This window comes from Lentimicrobiaceae bacterium, from assembly GCA_023227965.1.
Classification (GTDB): Bacteria; Bacteroidota; Bacteroidia; order Bacteroidales; family JALOCA01; genus JALOCA01.
Map to the genome: position 1 here is coordinate 68,188 of JALOCA010000009.1, position 20,986 is coordinate 89,173.

Consider the following 20,986-nt stretch of genomic DNA (forward strand, 5'->3'; position numbering starts at 1 on the left):
AAAAATCTGAAACTTAAAACTTAAATAATATGTCATTTAATCTAAGAAACCGTAGTTTTCTGAAGGAACTGGATTTCACTCCTGAAGAAATGAAGTATTTATTGGACCTGGCAATGTCGCTAAAAAAAGCCAAATATGCCGGAACAGAACAGCCACGACTGAAGGGCAAAAATATTGTTCTTCTGTTTGAAAAGGACAGCACCCGTACCCGTTGTGCTTTTGAAACAGCCGCCCTCGACCAGGGAGCACATGTTACTTATCTTGGTCCCAGCGGTTCGCAGATGGGGAAAAAAGAATCCATGAAAGATACTGCCCGTGTTCTCGGACGTATGTATGATGGTATAGAATACCGTGGTTACGGACAACACATCGTGGAAGAACTGGCAAAATATGCCGGCGTTCCCGTTTGGAATGGGCTTACCAACGAGTTTCACCCTACCCAGATTCTTGCCGACTTCCTTACCATGATGGAACACTGCGACAAACCTCTGCATCAGATTTCGTTCTGTTTTCTGGGTGATGCCAAAAACAATGTAGGTAACTCTCTTATGGCTGGTGCCGCCAAAATGGGGATGGACTTTCGTGCAGCAGCTCCCAAAAGTTGCCAACCCGATGCCGAACTGGTAGCCACCTGCCGCGAGATAGCCAAAGAAACAGGAGCCAGGATCACCATTACGAATGATGTTGCCGAAGCTGTAAAAGGTTGCGACTTCCTCTACACTGATGTTTGGGTGTCTATGGGCGAACCCGCCGAAGTATGGGCAGAACGTATCCAACTACTGAAACCTTACCAGGTTAACAGTAACGTAGTAAAACTTACCGGTAACCCTAAGGTAAAATTCCTGCATTGCCTGCCAGCTTTCCATAACCGCGAAACTGTTGTTGGCGAAGATATCTATCAGAAATTTGGTTTGGATGGGATGGAAGTTACCGAAGAAGTATTTGAATCGCCCATGAGCGTAGTTTTCGACGAAGCCGAAAACCGTCAGCATACCATTAAAGCCGTGATGGTCGCTACATTGGGTTGCTAAGCCATTCTTTTTAGTTTTTATAGAAATCCTCCTTTGGAAAAAGGAGGATTTTTTTGTCAGATACAACCTGGGATTTATCCGGTGCGAAGTTACAAAGTTCGCACCATAGGCAGGGCAGTATTTATGCTTTCAATAGGAAGTGTATTCTGTAAAGTTCAGGAAAACAATTTCTACAAAATAACGGAGCCCGGAACATTTTAAATGCTCCAAACTCCTGACAAAATTTCAGCGCTCATACTCCAGCACTTTTACCTTGTACTCATAGCTCTTGCCTTCATGCTAAAATTCGTCAAATCTGCGCTATGCATGTTCTGTTAATTTTTTTATCTTTGCACCAGAATCCGATAAATATGAATGGAGATATTAAAAAAATATTAGCCAATGCTCTTTCTAACGAACCGGTGAATAGAGCATGGATTTTCGGTTCTTTTTCCCGTGGAGAAGAAACAGGCAACAGCGATTTGGATATTATGGTACAATTTTCAGAAGAGCAGAAAATATCTTTGTTTTATTATCTTCACTTAAAAAATCATCTGGAACACATTACTAAGAGAAAAATTGACCTGGTTGAAGAAGGCCAACTGAAAGAATTTGCAAAAGCAAGCGTTGAAAAAGATTTGATCTTAATTTATGAGAGAAGAGTTAAGGGATAAAGAACGGTTAAATCATATATTAGAAGCTATTGATAACATATATGAATTCACGAAAGACATTTCTTTTGAAGCCTTTTCGGAGAATAAAATGTTACGATTTGCAGTAATAAAGAATTTGGAAATTGTTGGTGAAGCTGCAAATTTACTTACCAAAGAACTCAAAAAACAATATTCTGAAATAATCTGGGGCGATATTACCGGTTTGCGTCATGTGCTGGTACACGGTTACTACGAAATAAGCAATAAAATCATCTGGAACACGATACAATATGATCTGAAACCATTCAAGGGAAAAATACAAAAAATACTCATAGAAATTTCATAAGCCTTACACACATGTACTCATAGCTCCTTGCTCCTGCCTCCATGTGCTAAGCTGCCAATTCTATAAATCTGCACCATCTCTATTCTATCGCCAATAATTTTGCTCCATACAAGAAATCATTATACATTTACTGTCTTTTTCAAAAATGTATCACAAACTTACTAATCACCTTTTTATATGAAACGAGCATGTTCGTTAAACACAAACACGGATGAAAATCTCACATGCGAGTTCCATCCGACCTTAATTTAAAATTATTTACGGATGAAAAAACTCACTTTATTAATGACAACCATTATCCTGCTGTCGCTGGTTGCCTGCAAGAATAAGCAACAAACCAAAAGCGATAATCCATTCTTTGCGGAATACACAACCCCGTTCCAGGTTCCACCTTTCGACAAGATTGATTCAACCCACTATCTGCCTGCTTTTTTAGAAGGTATGAAACAGCAAACTGCCGAAATTGACTCCATTGTCAACAACACCCAGGCACCAGATTTCGATAACACCATCCTTGCCTTCGACAAATCCGGAAAGTTACTCGAAAAAGTAAGTTTGGTGTTCTACAACATGCTTGAAGCCATCACTACACCACAACTTCAGGCACTTGCCAAGAAAATTGAGCCAATGATGTCGAAACATCACGACGATATTTACCTTAACGGGAAACTTTTTGCCAGGATAAAAGCCGTTTACGAAAAACGCAAAGAATCCAAGCTCGACGGTCAGCAAATACGCGTTGTGGAAAAATATTTCAGCGATTTTGAACGTCGCGGTGCCAATCTTCCCAAAGACAAACAGGAACTGCTTCGCAAGGTTAATACTGAGCTTTCTACACTTACACTCACCTTTGGCGACAACGTGCTTGCCGAAAATAATGCTTTTAAGCTGGTTATTGATGACAAAAAAGACCTGGAAGGACTTCCGCAAAGTGTGATTGACGGAGCTGCTCAGGCTGCCAAAGAACAAAAAATGGATGGTAAATGGGCTTTTGGCCTCGACAAACCAAGCATGATTCCGTTTCTGCAATACGATGCCAACCGCAACTTGCGCGAAAAGATTTACCGTGCCTATTTCATGCGTGGAAATAACGGCAACAAAAACGATAATAATGGTGTGATACAAAAGCTTGTAAAGCTACGCGCAGAAAAAGCCCAACTTTTGGGATATAAGAGTTTTGCCGATTATGTGATTGATGAAAACATGGCAAAAACCCCCGCTAAAGCAAACGAGTTCCTGATGCAACTATGGAAAGCTGCTTTGCCAGTAGCGAAAAAGGAAGCTGCTGAGATGCAGAAAATCATTGACCGTGATGGTGGAAAATTCAAGCTGCAACCCTGGGACTGGTGGTACTATGCCGAAAAAGTCCGTAAGGAAAAATTTAATCTTGATGAAAACGAAATGAAGCCTTATTTCAGTCTGAAAAATGTACGAGAAGGGATGTTTCATGTTGCAAATAAGCTGTATGGCATTACTTTTACGCAACTTACCAACTTGCCGGTTTATCAAAAAGATGTGGAAACCTATGAAGTAAAGGAAGCCGATGGCACACACATTTCTATTCTCTATTTAGACTATTACCCACGCCCCGAAAAAAGCGGTGGTGCATGGTGTACCGATTTTCGCTCTCCGGGCTGGGAAAATGGTAAAAAAACACCTCCTGTTATTTCTATAGTTACCAATTTTACAAAGCCTAACGGCGAAACTCCTGCATTGCTCAACTGGGACGAAGTAACCACCTTGTTCCATGAATTTGGTCATTCATTACATTTTATGTTTGCCGAAGGAAAATATAGCCGTACAACCGGCAATGTACCCAACGATTACGTTGAAATGCCTTCGCAGGTAATGGAAAACTGGGCAGGCGATCCCGAAGTACTGAAAGCTTATGCCAAACATTATAAAACCGGAGAAGTAATCCCTGATAAGCTGATCGAGAAAATAGTAAAAAGTGGACAGTTCAACCAGGGTTTCGAAACAGTGGAATTACTCGCAGCTTCCTTACTCGATATTGATTTCCACATTATTTCCGATCCAAAGGACATCAACGTAGCAGCTTTTGAAAAGGCTTCGATGGATAAAATCGGACTGATACCGGAAATTTTACCACGTTACCGCCCCACTTATTTTTCCCATATTTTTAGTGGCGACGAATATGCTGCCGGTTATTATGTGTATATATGGGCTGCCGTGCTGGATGCCGATGCTTTCAACGCTTTTAAATCCTCTGGCGACATTTATAATAAAGAACTTGCAACCAAATTCCGTAAGTATTGTCTTGCCGAATCGGGTAATGATGAAGGAATGGTACAGTACCGCAAATTTCGTGGTCAGGATCCTACCGTAGAGCCTTTATTGAAACGCAAAGGTTTGAAGTAATGTTTCAAAAAGTTTTTGGACAAAAAAAGGCTGTCTTTTGCAGACAGCCTTTTTTATTTTTATAAATTGAATTATTTGACAACAACAAGTTTGTGTGTAAGGGCGTTTTTTGATGTTTCGAGGCGGATAAAATACAATCCTGAAGGCAGTGCCGATACATCACACTGCAGAGTATGATTCCCCGTTGTTTCAAAAACATTGTTCAGAATAATCTTTTGTTCCTTCCCTGTAATGCTAAATAGCTTCATGCTTACAGTAGCATTTTCAGGCAGATAATAATTTATTGAAGTTTGCCCTGAAGCCGGGTTGGGTTTACAAATAAGCGATAAATCGTTGCCTGTAACAGCCGACTCATTAATTCCAACAGTTGTTGTTCCTTCTTTTAATAAAATATCACCATTTGGGTCGAAAACGAGCGAAACAGGCTGACGGTCGAAAACCCAATCAAAATGCTCGTGGTTTATTGTGTTCATTACCCTGATGAGCGTATCTTGTCCCTGGTTAAAATGAATAAGCACCTCTAATGGCATTTGGAAATATGTACCACTTAAACTGTTATTCTGGTTAACATTAAAATTCACTCTCCATTGCCCATTCCTGAGGCTTACAAAGTTATAAATGTTGGCATAATCGGGGTGATTCGGTTCAAAAATCCATTCATCAAAAAACCATGACAAATCCTGTTCCGATGCCTGTTCCATAGTATTTTTGAAATCACTGATTCTTGCTGAATGGTATCTTAGGGCGGGGTTGGTGGCATACTGGTTTATGCCCATAAAAAACAAACTGTCTCCTAACGTATAGCGTAGCATATGTAAAACGCAACTTCCTTTCATGTAGGTAATGGCATAATCGAATAAAATATCAGTTGAAGGGGTATTAATAGCCCATTCAGGGTTTGAAATAGCCCAGCCGGGGTTACTCCACATGTAATAACTCGCATTATCTTCCATTTCATTATGGTACGCCGTATATCCACCGGTATGTTCAACCCAGTGGGCTTCTGTCCATGTTGCAAAGCCCTCATTAAGGAAAATATCAGCCCATGTTGCACAAGTTATCATGTCGCCAAACCATTGGTGAGCAAATTCATGGGCAAGCAGGTCTGAACTCCAGCAATCGGGGCAAAGGCTGGTAAGAGTTTGATTCTCCATTCCGCCCCATGAAAATTCATTATTAAGCGTTGCAAAACCATTTTTTTCGAAAGGATGTTCGCCAAAAGCTTCCGAATAAAAATTCATCATAGGAACCATGTATTGTCTGGGGCTACTGATGTTTTCGCCATTATTGTAATAAAAACGAATAGGGGTGCTGTCGTTTCCTGTGGGATTGGGGCGGTAAATAATGTCGAGTTTATAATTGGTTTTAGAAGTGAGAATTGTAAGGTAAGTTGCTACCGGATCACGGCTTATCCAATGATATACCATTGTATCTCCATCTAAGGTCGAATCAGCAAGCCTGCCATTAGATGCTAATTTAACGTTAGAAGGCACTCTTGCGGTAATGTCGGTAGTGGCTTTATCAGAGGGTTTATCCCAACAGGGAAACCATTTACGTGCACCTTCGGGTTCGCAATCGGTAAAAACAAAGCCACCGCTTGCATAAAAAGCACCATCTCCACCGTTTACATTTTTGTGCTGATACCAAATTTTTACCATCAGGGTGTCGCCTGCATTATAAGTCTGGTCCAAAGTAATGGTAAGTAAATTATTACTATGGGTAAACGTGCTTCCGCCAAGGGTAACAGAATCTATCTCAAGCGAAGTATTTACTGCATTCAGCGTTATCTGACTGATAGTGGAATCGGCAACCATCGTAATGGTGTTAGTTGCCGTAAAATTGTCAGGATACGGGCTTTGGAAACAGTTAAAAATATCCACATCTAATTTGTAATTTAAAACATTAAAAGAGTGTGGAATATCAGTATACGATTGTTTTAGCGCATAATTTGCACTATGTTGATGTTTTAGCGCACAATATTCAGCTCCGTTGCGAAAAGAGGTATTTTGTGCGAAAATTATAATACCGGTAAATAGTAGTAAAAAAATAATAGTTAGTGTCCTTTTCATGGAATTTGGGTTTTTAAGAGTGTACAAATGTAAAAATAAAATACACCAGAGAAAGTATAAAAATAAATGAAATATTCATAAGAACAATGTTCATAGAAACTGACAATGATATATGGATATTCCCCCGATTTTCGGAGCAAACTGTCTGACCAATAAATTATAAAACTAATAGCAGATGAGATGGTTGCACTATTTTATTAGTCCTTTTATTTCTATTGCCCTAATAATTAAATCGGAAATATTATCTATTGAAAAACAACTGCAATTGATTACAAGGTCAAACAGGATGTCATCGGGTTTTTTCCTGAGAAAGGACTCAATCAAAGCATTGCGTTTATTGTCAATCTCGATGATATCCTTTATTGCCTGAGCAGGGCTAACATTGTTTGTATGACAAATTTTTTCAACCCGCCAGTCAATAGGGGCTTGTAGCCGGATATGGATACCCGACGGTATTGATTTTGTGATAGCCACACCACCTCTTCCTACTATTACACAAAACCCTTTTAAAGCATAAAACTCAACGACATTTCGTATTGTTTTTTGAATTAACTTGTTGTTGATATAGTATTTGGATGAAAAAGACTCAAGAAAATCCTGAAAACTGTTATGTTCTTCGTCTGAAAAATATTTTCTTATTTTTTCGGTATTTACATTAATTTTATTTGCCGTATCAGCAATAATTTCTTTGTTAATGTACTCCCATTTGTTTTTCCCTTCTGAATTTAAATTGAGCTTTTCAACAAGTGAATGTGCTACAAACTTTGAAGGGCAACCATATTCACGCGAAATGGTAATAAATGGATTTGGATGACGGGATTCTGCTGAAAATATGCTACTATGTCTTCTTTCGAAATAATCGTATAAGGAATGAGGCTCCATGGGAAGAGGTTTTTATATTAAACAAAAGTACAAAAAATGCAGGAAGAAACCAATAAGATAATCCTATTAATTTCATTATCTTTGTCCAATGACTTTTACCGTACGAATTTTAGGTAGTAGCGCAGCTCTGCCTACTTCCAAACGTAATCCGAGTACACAGTTGCTCAACCATAAAGGGAAGTTGTTCCTTATTGATTGTGCCGAGGGAACTCAAATGCAACTCCGAAGATACGGTATCCGCATGCTTCGTATTAACCATATTTTTATCAGTCATCTTCATGGGGATCATTATTTCGGGTTGGCAGGGCTGTTGTTTACCTACCATTTGTTGGGCAGAAAGGATGCTCTGCATATTTTTGCCAAAAAAGAACTTGAGGAAATAATTAAACTGCAATTGCATGTTTCCGAAACCGTGTTGTTGTATCCGCTTGTATTTCACGCCATAAACCCTGCGATTCATTATAAAATATATGAAGATGAATTGTTGGAAGTCAATACTATACCGCTAATTCATAGCATTCCAACTTGTGGATTTTTGTTTAAGGAGAAACCCTTGTTACGAAAGATTAAAAAGGATTTTTTATTGCAGGAAACTGTACCTGTTTCGGAATTTGCAAAAATTAAACAGGGTAGTGATTATATAACCAATGAAGGAAGGATTTATCACAACAGAGAAATAACAATACCTTCGGCTCCATCATTATCGTTTGCCTACTGTTCTGATACCGCTTTTGCTGAAAAAACGGCTGATTATGTAAGGGGGGTAAACGTTTTGTACCATGAGGCAACTTTTATGAGTAATTTATCGGATGTTGCCCGTGATAAAATGCATTCCACGGCTGCTCAGGCTGCTTTAGTGGCGAAAAAGGCAGGAACGGGGCAACTTATTATCGGGCATTTTTCTGCCCGTTACGAGGATATGCAGCCCCTGCTTAGTGAGGCTAAGGAAATTTTTGATAATACGGTTGTAGCAGAAGATGGCTTGGAAATAGCCATAGGATAGAAGGGAATACTTAAATTTTCTGTAAATATTTAAAAATAAAAAGAGTAGCCCGTGCAAGAGCTACTCTTTTTTATGTTTGAAAATCAGAAGGTTATTTTTCGATATTAAGCAATTCAACTTCAAAAATAAGCGTAGAGCCTCCGGGGATAGGACCCGTGGTGTAATCGCCATAACCCAGTTCAGATGGAATGTAGAAAATATATTTTGCACCGGGAGCCATCAGTTGTACGCCTTCCGTCCAACCTTTAATTACCCTGTCAAGCGGAAAAGAAATGGGTTCACCTCTTTCAACGGAAGAATCGAATACGGTACCGTCTATCAATTTACCGGTATAATGAACTTTCACTTTGTCAGTAGCTTTGGGGTGTTCTCCGCTACCTTCGTTAATAATTTTGTATTGCAATCCGCTGGGAAGGGTAATCACACCCTCCTTGGTTTTGTTGTCAGCCAAAAATGCCGATCCTTTTACTTTGTTTTCGTTAGCCATAGTTTTATTTGTTTCTTCTTGTTTACTCATAAGTTCCTGCTGAAATGCATTGATGATACTGTCGGCTTGTTTCTTGGTAAATACCAGACTATCTTTTCCTTCAAGCCCTTCAGTCAATCCTTTAAAAAAAGCTTCCGGATTAATCTGAATACTGTTTTTGGTAAAGTTTTTGGCAATATCAGCGCCAATAACGTAGCTGATAGAGTCTATTTTGGTTTCAAAAGCATGTTTGTTTTTATCTTTTTTGTTTTTCTGTGAAAAAACGCTGCCTGCATTCAGGATTAAACACAGAACGATACAAAAGCTGAAAATGTTTTTTTTCATACAAAAAGGTTTAAGGGTTAATTAGCCGGCAAATGTAGAGATATTTTTTTCAAAAAATAATAACTTTTTCATCGGAAATGGTTTCCGCACCTGAAAAACGTAAAAGAACCTGTGCAATAGTCAAAACATCTTTCTGGCAATATTTTACAATGCGTTGTAAATTGTGTTCTTCCCAGTACACACGGGCAACTTCGCTGCCATTGATGTCGTCTTTTGGGGTGTGTATTCCCAAAACTGCAGCCAGCAGTTCGAGAGAAGTAAAATTTTTATAATCACCAAATTTCCATAGCTCCATAGTGTCGAGATGCTGAATTTCCCATGGCTTTTTCCCCTGAATACAAAGCATTTTGGGCAGAGGCACACCGTTTATAAGCATTCTTCTTGCGATATAAGGAAAATCGAATTCTTTTCCATTGTGCGCACATAACTTGTGTTCGGGACGGTAAAAGTGTTTTTCAAGCAAAGAAGCAAAGCCTATGAGAATTTCTTTCTCATCATCACCATAAAACGATTTGATTCTAAACTCATCATTATGAAAATACCCTGAAGATATGCAGATAATTTTTCCAAATTCAGCATAAATGCCTGCCCTCTGATATAAATTTTCGGGAGTATCTTCTTCTTTTGTTGCAATCTTTTGTGCTTTCCTGTTCCAGAGTGTTACAAATAGCTTATCCAACCCGGCATAATCTCTTGCCTGTGGAACAGTTTCAACATCTATAAAGAGGATGTTTTTGAGTTCGGCTTGTGAAATCATGATTTACTTTTTTGTAAAAGTACAAAGAATCTATAGAAAAAATACCTTTGTAATTTGTTTTGCTTATACCAATGGATAAACAAATAATACTTACCGACGACGGGTCGCATACACTATTCATCCCTGATCTAAACGAACATTACCATTCCACTTTTGGTGCCATACAGGAATCAGAGCATATCTTTATCCGTTCGGGCTTACACTATTGTATGCAATTTTCCCGGAATCTGAACATACTCGAAGTGGGGATGGGAACTGGATTAAATGTATTGCTTAGCGTTGCTGAGAGTAAGCAACATGCTCTTTCAATTCAATATACAGCTCTTGAACCTTATCCATTACCACTGTCTCTTGCTTCGGAACTAAATTATGCTAAAAGCGGGAAATTGAAGGCTTATCAAAAACTGTTTAATGATATCCATACGGATGATTGGTGTACTCCGGTTATGTTGCATCCTGGCTTTGTTTTTAAGAAATTAAAAAGCACAATACAGGAAATGGTTTTGCAAAATAATTGTTTTCAGTTAGTTTACTTCGATGCATTTTCACCGGCAGTGCAGCCGGAAATGTGGACGTCTGCCGTATTTGTCAAAATTTTTACCGCCATGGTATCTGCCGGAATTTTGGTAACCTATTGCGCAAAAGGAAGTGTGAAAAAATTGTTAAAAGAAGTTGGTTTTAGAGTTGAAAGCCTACAAGGTCCCCCTGGGAAAAGAGAAATAACAAGGGCAATAAAACCTTAGTTTCCCCTGATTACGTCAAAAGATTCGTAATTTGTTAGTTCGCCTTCGTTTATTTGTACATCATGGACTACCGAGCCCGGAGATCCTCTTTTGCACCATTGTACAAAGGCAACAATATCCTCCTCCGCACCCTCTGCTTCAATATACACCTTGTCAATGTCCTTATTTTTAATGGTTCCGTTAATGTGATATCTATATGCAGCTTGCATAGCATAAAATCTGAAACCTACGCGCTGTACTCTTCCAGTAAGGAGGATGTTGTAGTGTTTTTTCATGCAATTTTTTTACAAATATAAAAAAAATACATTCACCAAATAAAAAAACAATAAGTATTATCGCATATCAATTATTTCCACTCCCGGATAATTACCCGCTTTGAAAAGAAATTCGCTTTCGGCTACAGGCTGATTGGTAATAAATTTTTTAATTTTATAAGTAAATGTACTGCCATCTTTATTGTAAACGGCTACATTCATGAGCTGGCTTTTTATTTTATCAACAGTAAGCCGGACACGGGTAAATGATTTCCCTTTTTTCAAAGGTGTAAGGTCAATAAAATACACTGCTTTTCCCTCCAGTTGCTTGTCACCTGCAAACTTTGTTTTATAGTTTTCGGTATAGGAAGAAAGCAAACGGGAGGGTGTAAATGCGTCATCATTTTCGCCAACGGAATTTATTTGCACTTCGTTGGCGTCTTTTATGTAAGTCCATACTGTTTTCCCATCACTGATAACTGTTTGACCAGCTAAATTGAGTTTGTATTTGTCCCCTTTATTAAGAAGACTGCCTTCTCTGAGTTCTTTCTTAGAAGAGGCTTTGTTTTCGGAAATCATCGTAAAATCAATATGAATGCTTTTATAGCTTTTTGTTTTGGCGGAAACATCTTTTAAAATAGTTTCCGCTTTTTTATCCTGTGAGAAGGCGTAGGGGGTAAGGAAGATTAATGCTAAAGAGATAAGAAATTTTTTTTTCATCATAGAACGATATTTTTATTAAAAGTATGATAAAACCCAGATATTTTTAAAATATTAAGTACAAAAACGAGGGATTCATCGAAAATTAATTATTGGTTATTGCTGTACAGATCCTTCAAAAATTGTTCCAAAGCGAACTCTGTGGATATTTTTACTTCGCGGGGCTTGCTGCCTTCAAACTGCCCAACAATTCCTGCTGCCTCTAATTGGTCAATTATTCGTCCCGCACGGTTATATCCGAGTTTGAGTTTCCGTTGTAGTAATGAGGTTGAACCTTGCTGAGTTTGTACGATGAGGCGGGCTGCATCTTCAAAAAGTTCGTCACGTTGGTTAGGGTCAAAAACTTCAATTTTTTCATCACCCTCATCATAATATTCAGGAAGATGAAATGCATCCGGGTAACCTCTCTGCGAGCCAATAAACTCAGTAACACGTTCAACTTCGTGTGTGTCAACAAAGGCACATTGAAGCCGGATGAGGTCGCTTCCTGTTGAGAGTAGCATATCGCCACGTCCCACCAGTTGATCGGCTCCACCGGAATCGAGTATGGTTCTTGAATCAATTTTTGAAATAACCCTGAATGCAATCCGGGCAGGAAAATTAGCTTTGATGGAACCTGTAATTATGTTAACAGAAGGACGTTGTGTAGCAATAACCAGGTGAATGCCTACTGCTCTGGCTAATTGCGCCAGCCGGGTCAGGGGAACTTCAATTTCTTTACCGGATGTCATGATAAGGTCGGCAAACTCATCAATTACCAGTACGATATAGGGCAGAAAACGATGCCCATGCAGGGGATTTAGTTTTCGTGCAAGAAATTTGGTATTATATTCCTTAATATTCCTTACTTGTGCATCCTTCAGTAGGTCGTAGCGGTTATCCATTTCTATTCCTAAGGAATTGAGTGTACGAACTACCTGCCGGGTATCGGTTATAATGGCTTCTTCCGAATCGGGCAATTTTGCAAGGTAATGTCTCTCAATTTTTGAATACAGTGTCAATTCTACTTTTTTTGGGTCAACCATCACAAATTTGAGTTGTGAGGGATGTTTTTTATAAAGCAATGACGTGATAATGGCATTCAGTCCTACCGATTTACCCTGACCGGTAGCTCCTGCCATTAAAATATGGGGAAGACGGGTAAGGTCAACTACAAAAGCTTCATTGGCAATAGTTTTTCCAATGCCAAAAGGTAATTCGTATTTTGAGGTTACAAATTTTTCGGAGGATAAAATCGAACGCATGGAAACAATTTCTGGATGCTGGTTCGGGACTTCAATACCGATGGTGCCTTTACCGGGAATGGGGGCAATGATACGGATACCTAAAGCGGAAAGGCTTAATGCGATATCGTCTTCGAGGTTTTTAATTCTCGAAATCCTGACTCCGGGAGTAGGTATTATTTCGTACAGGGTTACTGTCGGTCCAATAGTAGCTTTAATTTTATCAATGCCAATAGCATAATGGCTTAAAGTTTCAACAATTTTATTTTTATTGGCTTCCAGTTCTTCTTTTTGCACTTTAATAACCCCGTTGCTGTATTCGTCTAACAGCTCGAGGGGCGGGTTTTGATAATCACAAAGTTCAAGCGTGGGGTCGTAAGGCTCATCAACAGAAAAATGGATTTTTTCGGATGAAGGGGGCTCTTTTCCGGTATCCTTATTGCCCGTTTTTTCTGAATAATTTTCAATGCTAAATTCTACGTTTTGTTTGGGATAATTAGTTTTTTTTTCAATTAATTCCGATGGAAGCTCATCCCTGTCATCTTCGTCGGGGAACGATTGAGAGGTTTTCAATGTGTTTTCAGAAACAGATTTTTCGTCTTCCTCTTTCACTGCAAATTCTAAGGTATTGTACTTGTCTTCTTTTTTATACCCGGAATTTGAAAAGGGTGATTCTTCTTCATCCGTTCCGGGCGTAATTTCCCCTTTTGGGGTTTTAAGCCAGTTGAAGGAAACATTATAAACGATGATTAAAAATGCTATTAACAGGAAAAATATTAAAATCCCGCTACCTGATTTTCCTAAAAGACCATGGAGCCAGGTTGCCGTTTCGATTCCGATGACGCCTCCAAGTATAGAAAAATCGGAATGTGGGAATATGAAACCCATTGCACACGAAATCCATACTAAACCAAAAAGAGAATATTTAATTAATTTTGAAATGGATATAAATCTGGCTCCCAACCAATGCATGCCTGTAAAAAAAACAACAGGTACAAAAAGCAACGAAGCTATGCCGAATCCTGATTTGATACAAAAATAAGAAATCACGGCGCCAAATCTGCCTGCCCAGTTGTGAATGGGGTCGGGGTAATTATTAAAAATTTTGGAAAGGGTCAGGTTGTCAGTAAAATTTTCATCACTGTCCCAGCTAAACCATGTAAACAAATAAGAAACAAAGGCAATTAATATAAAAAGTGCAAAGAAAATACAAAAAACACCTGCAGTTTTCCTGAATCTTTCATCTTTAAAAAAGGAAAAATCTAATTTAATAGGTTGGTCATCTGTTTTTTTCTTCTTGGGTTTTGCCGGAACGGCTAACTCATTTTTAAACGTATTTTTCTTTAATTGATTATTTGTAACGGGCATCGGCTTCTTCTTTGAAGGGCAAAGGTAATAATTATTGTAGCATTAATTAATTTCACCCGAAAGGCTTACAGGTAATAAAAACTATATTTCGGCATCATTCAAGTTTCATATCTTCAATAATATGCCTTATGCGTTTCTCCATTTCAGTATTCATTCTGTCGAATTCATTTTTGTTGCTCAAAGTGCCTTTGACTCCAAAATAGAATTTTATCTTTGGTTCTGTTCCCGAAGGTCGTGCAGTAATTTTACTCCCGTCTTCGAGGAAAAACTGTAAAACGTTTGAGCGGGGAAGTTCTATGGGCTTTTCCTGTTTTTTCAACAGGTCGAACTCTTTTTGCAATGCATAGTCTTTTATCGCAATTACTTTCGAGCCAGCTATGCTTACCGGAGGTGAATTGCGGAAATTCTGCATTATTTCTGCAATTTTTTCAGCTCCGCTTTTCCCTTTTATGGTAAGTGAATGCAATTTCTCAAGATAAAAGCCATAGGTGCAATACATATCGAGTAGGATGTCGAAAAATGATTTGCCCTGTGCAACAGCCCAGGCAGCCGTTTCGGCTATCATACAACAGGAAATTACAGCATCCTTATCGCGGACAAAATCACCTACGAGATAACCATAGCTTTCTTCACCTCCGCCAATAAAAGTTTTTTTACCTTCAAATTTTTTAATGATTTCGGCAATGTATTTAAATCCGGTAAGTACATCAAAATATTCAACCCCATTTTGGATTGCAATATTTGCAATCAATTCTGATGTAACAATGGTTTTCACAATAAACTCGTTACCGGTAAGTTTGCCGTTTTGCTTCCATTTTTCAATGAGATAATAAATTAGTACAGAAGCGGTTTGGTTGCCATTTAATAATACAAATTCCCCACGATGGTTTTTTACGGCAACACCTACGCGGTCGGCGTCAGGGTCGGAAGCAAGAACGATATCTGCCTGAATTTCCATGGCTTTCAGCAATGCAAGGCGCATGGCATCCGGTTCTTCGGGATTGGGTGATTTTACCGTCGGAAAATTTCCATCCGGTTTTTTCTGGCTTTCAAGAATATTAACATTTATAAACCCGAATGCTTTAAGGCAACGTGGAACCAATTGTATTCCCGAACCATGAATAGGAGTGTACAAAATTTTCATATCATGCATCCGGCTTACAACTTCAGGAGACAGTGACAATTGCTTAACCTTTTGAGTGTAGGCTGCATCAACCTCTTCACCGATTATGGTAATTAAATCAGGTATGGCATCGAATTTTACCTCCGACAGGTCTTTTATTTTTTCCACCTCAGTGATGACATTTTTATCGTGTGGGGCAACGAGTTGTCCTCCATCATTTCCATACACTTTATAGCCGTTATATTCCTTCGGGTTATGTGAAGCGGTAATTACTATTCCACTATGACAACGAAAAAACCTGATGGCAAACGAAAGTTCTGGGGTAGGGCGGAGGCTGTCGAACAGAAAAACACGCATCCCGTTTCCTGAAAGTACATCGGCAGCAATACGGGCAAAATAATCGCTGTTAAGACGCGAATCGTAAGCAATTGCCACCCTGATTTCCTTTTCTGACAGATAAAGTATTTTCAAATAGTTAGCCAATCCCTGGGTTGCCATGCCTACGGTATATTTATTCATCCTGTTGGTTCCAGCCCCCATTATTCCCCGGAGCCCTCCCGTACCGAATTCGAGATTGCTGTAAAAAGAATCTATAAGTTCATTAACATCATTATCAATGAGGTATTGTACTTGTTTACGGGTTTCCTCGTCAAAAACAGGAGATAACCATGCAGTGGCTTTTGCAATGATTTCTTTTTCCATAGCTTTCTTTTTTAATGTAAACTATAAATTTTCGATACACTTTATTAGACTATCCTTCCAGTAAGGTATTGTAATTCCGTAAGTATTTTTTATTTTCGATTTATTTAAAACACTGTAATACGGACGCGGAGCAGGCAGAAAGTAATCCTTTGTTTCAATCGGTATTACTTTGCAGTAGAGGTGACTCAATTCAACTATTTCTTTTGCAAAATCGTACCAACTGCAAACTCCTTCATTGGAATAATGAAAGAGCTCGAAAGCATTGTTGCTTTTGAGTGAGAGTATTTGCAAAATTGCCTCTGCCAAGTCGCCTGCATAGGTAGGGGCTCCCACCTGGTCGAAAATAATACGGACTTCCGGATTTTCGGAAGCTAACCTGCGAATGGTTTTTACGAAGTTGTTTCCGAAGGTGGAATACAGCCATGAGGTGCGTATTACCAATGCCCTGCAACCTGTTTCTGTAACTACTTTTTCGCCTTTGAGTTTGGTTTTTCCATAGATGCCTTGTGGTGCCACAGAGTCAGTTTCTATATACGGACGGTAATTCATGCCATCAAATACATAATCGGTGGAAACATGTACCAGCAGCATGTTATGCGCTAAAGCGGTTTCTGCAAGGTTTTTTACGGCAGTACAGTTTACAAGATATGCTGTGTTTGCATCCGTTTCTGCTTTATCCACGGCGGTATATGCAGCGCAATTGATTATAACTCCGAAATTTTTCCCTTCGCAGTAGGCGTTCAGTTTTTCCTTCGAAGTAATGTCGAGTTCGGCAATATCGGTAAAGTCGAATGTAAAGTTGGGAAATGCCGGAGCTAATTTTCGTATTTCGTTGCCAAGTTGTCCGTTGCTCCCAGTTACAAGAATATTCATAATTAATTAGTAACGTCAGTTAATGATTTCTCTAAAGTAAAGTATGGTTTTTTTCAAACCTTCGTCCAGCGGGATGTTGGGTTTCCAGTTAAGCAGGTTTTGCGCCATTGTAATATCGGGTTTACGTTGTAACGGATCGTCGGAGGGAAGGGGTTCAAATACCAGTTTTGATTTCGAACCGATAAGCTCTATAACCCTTTGAGCTAATTCGAGAATTGTAAATTCGCCGGGGTTACCAATATTAACCGGACCAGTTATTTCGTCGCCGGTGTTCATCAGTTTTATCATCCCTTCGAGCAGATCGTCAACATAACAAAAACTACGGGTTTGTGAGCCGTCTCCATAAATGGTGATGTTCTTATTTTGCAAAGCCTGCACTATAAAATTGGAAACCACCCTTCCGTCGTTGGGATGCATACGGGGTCCATAGGTGTTAAATATCCGCATGATCTTTATCCGGACATTATTTTGCCTGTGGTAATTCATAAACAAGGTTTCGGCGCAGCGTTTTCCCTCGTCATAGCAGGCGCGGATGCCAATCGGGTTAACATGTCCCCAGTAATCTTCAGTTTGTGGATGTATCTGTGGGTCGCCATATACTTCGCTGGTGGAAGCCTGCAGTATTTTAGCCCGGATACGTTTGGCTAATCCCAGCATGTTGATGGCACCCATAACCGAAGTTTTTACGGTTTTAATAGGGTTGTACTGGTAATGAATGGGAGATGCCGGACAGGCGAGGTTATAAATCTCATCCACTTCGATAAAGAAAGGCGTTGTTACATCGTGCCGTATCAGTTCGAAATAGGGATTATCAATTAAATGTACAATATTGCGTTTCTGACCCGTAAAATAATTATCGAGGCAGATAACTTCGTTTCCTTCATTGAGGAGTCGTTCGCAAAGATGAGAGCCTAAAAACCCGGCGCCTCCGGTAACCAATATCCGTTTTCCCATAAAAAATATTTTAAAACTCGCAATAAGCCAGTTGGTCTTAACGATAAGCAATTATTGCCTGCTATCGGATTACGGTTTTGTTGCGGGTTTATGAGTTAATTATTTATTAGTATTAATTCCTATGCAGAAATAGTCGAATCCTGCCGATTGCATCTCCTGTGGATCGTAAATGTTACGACCATCGAATACCACAGATTTTTTCATCAGTTTTTTCATTACGTTGACATTGGGGAAGCGGAATTCCGTCCATTCCGTAACAAGGAAAAGGGCGTCGGCATCAATCAGTATTTCGTACTGATCTTTTCCGTATTCAACTTTTTCGTTGATGCGACGCTGGGCTTCATGCATGGCTACGGGATCATACACTTTTACTTTACAACCGGCTTTAATCAGTTTTTCAATTAATACAAGTGCAGGTGCTTCGCGCATATCGTCAGTTTGTGGTTTGAACGACAATCCCCATAGTGCAATGGTCTTTCCTTTTAGCTTATCATCGTAATATTTCATTAATTTATTGAAAAGAATTGATTTTTGATCATCATTTACTTCCTCTACCGCCTGCAAAACCCGCATGGGATACCCGTTGTCGTTGGCAGTTTTTATTAATGCTTTCACATCTTTTGGGAAGCACGAACCGCCATAACCTATACCGGGATAAATAAATTTGTTCCCGATACGTGAATCGCTGCCAATACCTCTACGAACCTGGTTGACATCAGCCCCCATTATTTCGCAAAGGTTGGCGATGTCGTTCATGAAACTGATTTTGGTAGCAAGCATAGAGTTAGCTGCATATTTTGTCATTTCGGCAGAAGGAACATCCATAAAAATAACAGGATGACCATTAAGAGTAAAAGGTTTGTATAAACGGCGCATAATATCTTCAGCCTTTGCCGATTCAACGCCCACCACGATACGGTCGGGACGCATAAAGTCTTCGATGGCATTACCTTCTTTCAGAAATTCAGGATTGGAAGCCACATCAAACTCAATGTTTACACCCCGTTTGTCTAACTCTTCCTGGATGGCATTGCGTACTTTTTTGGCGGTTCCTACCGGAACAGTGCTTTTGGTTACCATCAGCAGGTATTTATTCATATGCTTTCCTACCGTTTTAGCTACATCGAGCACATATTTCAAGTCGGCACTGCCATCTTCGTCGGGCGGGGTACCTACGGCACTAAAAATAACATCTGTGTCGTTAAGGCAGGAAGAAAGGTCAGTAGTAAATTTCAGCCTTCCTTTTTTAACATTGCGTTCTATCATTTCGTCCAGCCCGGGTTCGTAAATAGGGGATATGCCCTTTTCGAGGTTTTGAATTTTCTGAATATCAATATCAACACAGGTAACTTCAATGCCAACTTCGGTAAAACATGTTCCGGTAACCAAACCTACGTAACCGGTTCCGACAATAACTATTTTCATAAGTATGAGATTAGGTTAATCAATGGTTCTTTTATTTAACAAAAGTAGACCATAATTTTTTATATTAGCTATACCACCTGATTTTTTATGAAAAAAAACAAAAAGAAATAGCGAAAAGGATTGAACAGAAGAGATTAAATGGATTGATTGGATTGAAAAATGTGCAGGAGTATGCGCCCGGTATTTTCTCTAAACATGGTATAATTATTAGTTTAAAAATGTGATAGCTGAAATAGTATAATTTTTTTTAATGATATACACTGTGTACATTATTTTTATTTTTATTGGCAGACATTTTCTGAATTATTTTTTTATATATTTGGCACATTAAATAATGCGGATTGATGTGTACAGGTTCTAAATGATTGTGGAGAGAGATTTTGAGAGATTGGGGCTTTGAGAGGAAGTTCTGATAAAGCAAAAAAATAACAGGCTTGCCTGAACACAATAAGTAAAATGAACCGATACCGTTACCGGTTTTTGCTTGGTGGATATGATCTCGAAATGATTGAGATTCGTAATATTCTAAAGCAAAACCGGAAAGTTTTTTACGATTTTAAACTGCAATGGGGCGCCCGCCTCAGTAGCTATATCCATGTGCTTAACAGCGAGGATACCTTTGTGGGTATTGAACTTACCGAGGATGTTCCCCCTCCAGCTCATTATATTGCCATTGATCACCATAACCAGAACAGCCATAAGCCATCTTCCATTGAACAGATTGCTGAATTACTTGGAATAAAACTTAACCGGGAACAACAGTTAATTGCTGCCAATGACCGTGGGTATATACCAGCCATGATTGAAATGGGTGCAACACCTGATGAGATTACCGATATCCGTTGCCGCGATCGCGAAGCCCAAGGCATTACCGAAGAAGATGAACTTCTGTCCGAGCAATCCATCCGGGAAAATCTTTCTACCGAAAAGGATTTAATCATTGTAAATGCACTTACACCAAGGTTTTCGGCTATTACCGACCGTTTGTTCCCTTTTGAAAAACTACTGATTTATTCCGACGATTCTTTAACTTATTATGGCCTGCAAGCTAAAGCCATTGCCGGGCTATTTATGCCTTTGGTGGAAAAACATAAAGCGTATTACGGCGGCGGCGAAAACGGATTCTTTGGGATTGCCAGGAATAGTATGTCTTTCGAAGAATTACACCAGATAAAAGAAGCATTAATTTCGATAATAACTAAACAAATATAATATCCATATGGAACTCTATAGCTATCATATATTTCTGTATCCTTTTAAGTGGGAAAAGAAAGGGCAGCAAAAGGATAAATTCTCAAAGAGGTTTAATCTGAACAATATTCAACCGGTGCAGGATTCTTATTGGCAGAATATACCATCTCCTCTTACTGGGGACTATATAACCGAATTGTATAATGAAAAGAACTTTTTTTATGAGTTTATACATAGTGTATTGTATGATTCAGGAGATGGTAAGAATAATATTATCAGACATTATGAACGCAAGGAAGCCTATGAGACTGATTTATTTTATGAAATAAAGGTTATTGCTAAAAAAGAAGATATTTATCACCTTAAATTAAAATCTATCGTATTAAACCTTTATTCGACGGGTACAGGTATTTTAATTTTTTACCTGGAAAATCACCAGTATCCTGATTTTGATGATATCCTTCGTATTAATCAATATGGGCGAAGAGTTTTTCCTCCAT

General features: G+C 39.0%; 19 protein-coding genes. 8 read left to right on the plus strand and 11 right to left on the minus strand.

From position 1 onward, the window contains the following. Window positions 1-29 precede the first annotated feature (29 nt). From argF to M0R21_04850, 4 genes are all read left to right on the plus strand, one after another. Window positions 30-1,031 (plus strand): ornithine carbamoyltransferase, encoded by a 1,002-nt coding sequence (gene argF, locus M0R21_04835; protein MCK9617141.1) that lies wholly within the window; start codon window positions 30-32, stop codon window positions 1,029-1,031. A gap of 350 nt (window positions 1,032-1,381) precedes the next feature. Next, window positions 1,382-1,684: a nucleotidyltransferase domain-containing protein gene (locus M0R21_04840; protein ID MCK9617142.1), complete on the plus strand. Its 303-nt coding sequence runs from the start codon at window positions 1,382-1,384 to the stop codon at window positions 1,682-1,684. Then, a complete protein-coding gene (locus tag M0R21_04845; GenBank protein ID MCK9617143.1) occupies window positions 1,662-2,009 on the plus strand; it encodes a DUF86 domain-containing protein in 348 nt (115 codons plus the stop codon). The genes M0R21_04840 and M0R21_04845 overlap by 23 nt, the downstream gene beginning before the upstream one ends. Window positions 2,010-2,273: 264 nt before the next feature. Continuing rightward, entirely contained in the window at window positions 2,274-4,388 is a 2,115-nt protein-coding gene (locus M0R21_04850; protein ID MCK9617144.1) for a M3 family metallopeptidase, read from the plus strand. Between the two features lie 71 nt (window positions 4,389-4,459). Here the strand turns inward: M0R21_04850 and M0R21_04855 are convergent, their stop codons facing one another. Together M0R21_04855 and M0R21_04860 are read right to left on the minus strand one after the other, a co-directional pair. Further along, window positions 4,460-6,457 (minus strand): T9SS type A sorting domain-containing protein, encoded by a 1,998-nt coding sequence (locus M0R21_04855; protein MCK9617145.1) that lies wholly within the window; start codon window positions 6,455-6,457, stop codon window positions 4,460-4,462. Between the two features lie 189 nt (window positions 6,458-6,646). After that, window positions 6,647-7,339, minus strand: a complete 693-nt coding sequence (locus M0R21_04860) for a cytidylate kinase-like family protein (protein ID MCK9617146.1) — start codon at window positions 7,337-7,339, stop codon at window positions 6,647-6,649. 88 nt (window positions 7,340-7,427) lie between these two features. Here M0R21_04860 and M0R21_04865 point away from each other — a divergent pair, with 88 nt between their 5' ends. Beyond that, complete coding sequence (locus tag M0R21_04865; GenBank protein MCK9617147.1) at window positions 7,428-8,342, plus strand: ribonuclease Z; 915 nt, start codon at window positions 7,428-7,430, stop codon at window positions 8,340-8,342. 91 nt (window positions 8,343-8,433) lie between these two features. Here M0R21_04865 and M0R21_04870 read toward each other — a convergent pair whose 3' ends face one another. Together M0R21_04870 and M0R21_04875 are read right to left on the minus strand one after the other, a co-directional pair. Further along, window positions 8,434-9,153: an FKBP-type peptidyl-prolyl cis-trans isomerase gene (locus M0R21_04870; protein MCK9617148.1), complete on the minus strand. Its 720-nt coding sequence runs from the start codon at window positions 9,151-9,153 to the stop codon at window positions 8,434-8,436. A gap of 49 nt (window positions 9,154-9,202) precedes the next feature. Next, window positions 9,203-9,910, minus strand: coding sequence for a 3'-5' exonuclease (locus tag M0R21_04875; protein ID MCK9617149.1), 708 nt, complete (start codon window positions 9,908-9,910; stop codon window positions 9,203-9,205). A gap of 71 nt (window positions 9,911-9,981) precedes the next feature. Between M0R21_04875 and mnmD the strand changes: the two genes are divergently transcribed. After that, window positions 9,982-10,653, plus strand: a complete 672-nt coding sequence (gene mnmD, locus M0R21_04880) for a tRNA (5-methylaminomethyl-2-thiouridine)(34)-methyltransferase MnmD (protein MCK9617150.1) — start codon at window positions 9,982-9,984, stop codon at window positions 10,651-10,653. Here the strand turns inward: mnmD and M0R21_04885 are convergent. From M0R21_04885 to M0R21_04915, 7 genes are all read right to left on the minus strand, one after another. Further along, window positions 10,650-10,928, minus strand: coding sequence for an acylphosphatase (locus tag M0R21_04885; GenBank protein MCK9617151.1), 279 nt, complete (start codon window positions 10,926-10,928; stop codon window positions 10,650-10,652). The two genes, mnmD and M0R21_04885, sit on opposite strands and share 4 nt — an antisense overlap. A 57-nt stretch (window positions 10,929-10,985) precedes the next feature. Next, complete coding sequence (locus M0R21_04890) at window positions 10,986-11,630, minus strand: outer membrane lipoprotein carrier protein LolA (GenBank protein ID MCK9617152.1); 645 nt, start codon at window positions 11,628-11,630, stop codon at window positions 10,986-10,988. A gap of 86 nt (window positions 11,631-11,716) precedes the next feature. Next, a complete protein-coding gene (locus M0R21_04895) occupies window positions 11,717-14,218 on the minus strand; it encodes a DNA translocase FtsK (protein ID MCK9617153.1) in 2,502 nt (833 codons plus the stop codon). A gap of 94 nt (window positions 14,219-14,312) precedes the next feature. Then, window positions 14,313-16,043, minus strand: coding sequence for a phospho-sugar mutase (locus M0R21_04900; GenBank protein ID MCK9617154.1), 1,731 nt, complete (start codon window positions 16,041-16,043; stop codon window positions 14,313-14,315). A 21-nt stretch (window positions 16,044-16,064) separates the two neighbouring features. Continuing rightward, a complete protein-coding gene (rfbD, locus tag M0R21_04905) occupies window positions 16,065-16,919 on the minus strand; it encodes a dTDP-4-dehydrorhamnose reductase (protein MCK9617155.1) in 855 nt (284 codons plus the stop codon). Between the two features lie 12 nt (window positions 16,920-16,931). Beyond that, window positions 16,932-17,870, minus strand: coding sequence for an SDR family oxidoreductase (locus M0R21_04910; GenBank protein MCK9617156.1), 939 nt, complete (start codon window positions 17,868-17,870; stop codon window positions 16,932-16,934). 99 nt (window positions 17,871-17,969) lie between these two features. Beyond that, on the minus strand, window positions 17,970-19,295 hold the full coding sequence (locus M0R21_04915) for a UDP-glucose/GDP-mannose dehydrogenase family protein (GenBank protein ID MCK9617157.1): 1,326 nt from the start codon (window positions 19,293-19,295) through the stop codon (window positions 17,970-17,972). Window positions 19,296-19,751: 456 nt separating this feature from the next. On the opposite strand from M0R21_04915, the gene M0R21_04920 reads away from it, so the two are divergent. Both M0R21_04920 and M0R21_04925 read left to right on the plus strand, forming a co-directional pair. Beyond that, complete coding sequence (locus M0R21_04920; protein ID MCK9617158.1) at window positions 19,752-20,507, plus strand: hypothetical protein; 756 nt, start codon at window positions 19,752-19,754, stop codon at window positions 20,505-20,507. 7 nt (window positions 20,508-20,514) lie between these two features. Beyond that, window positions 20,515-20,986 (plus strand): hypothetical protein (locus tag M0R21_04925; protein MCK9617159.1); only part of this gene is annotated, 472 nt, incomplete at its 3' end.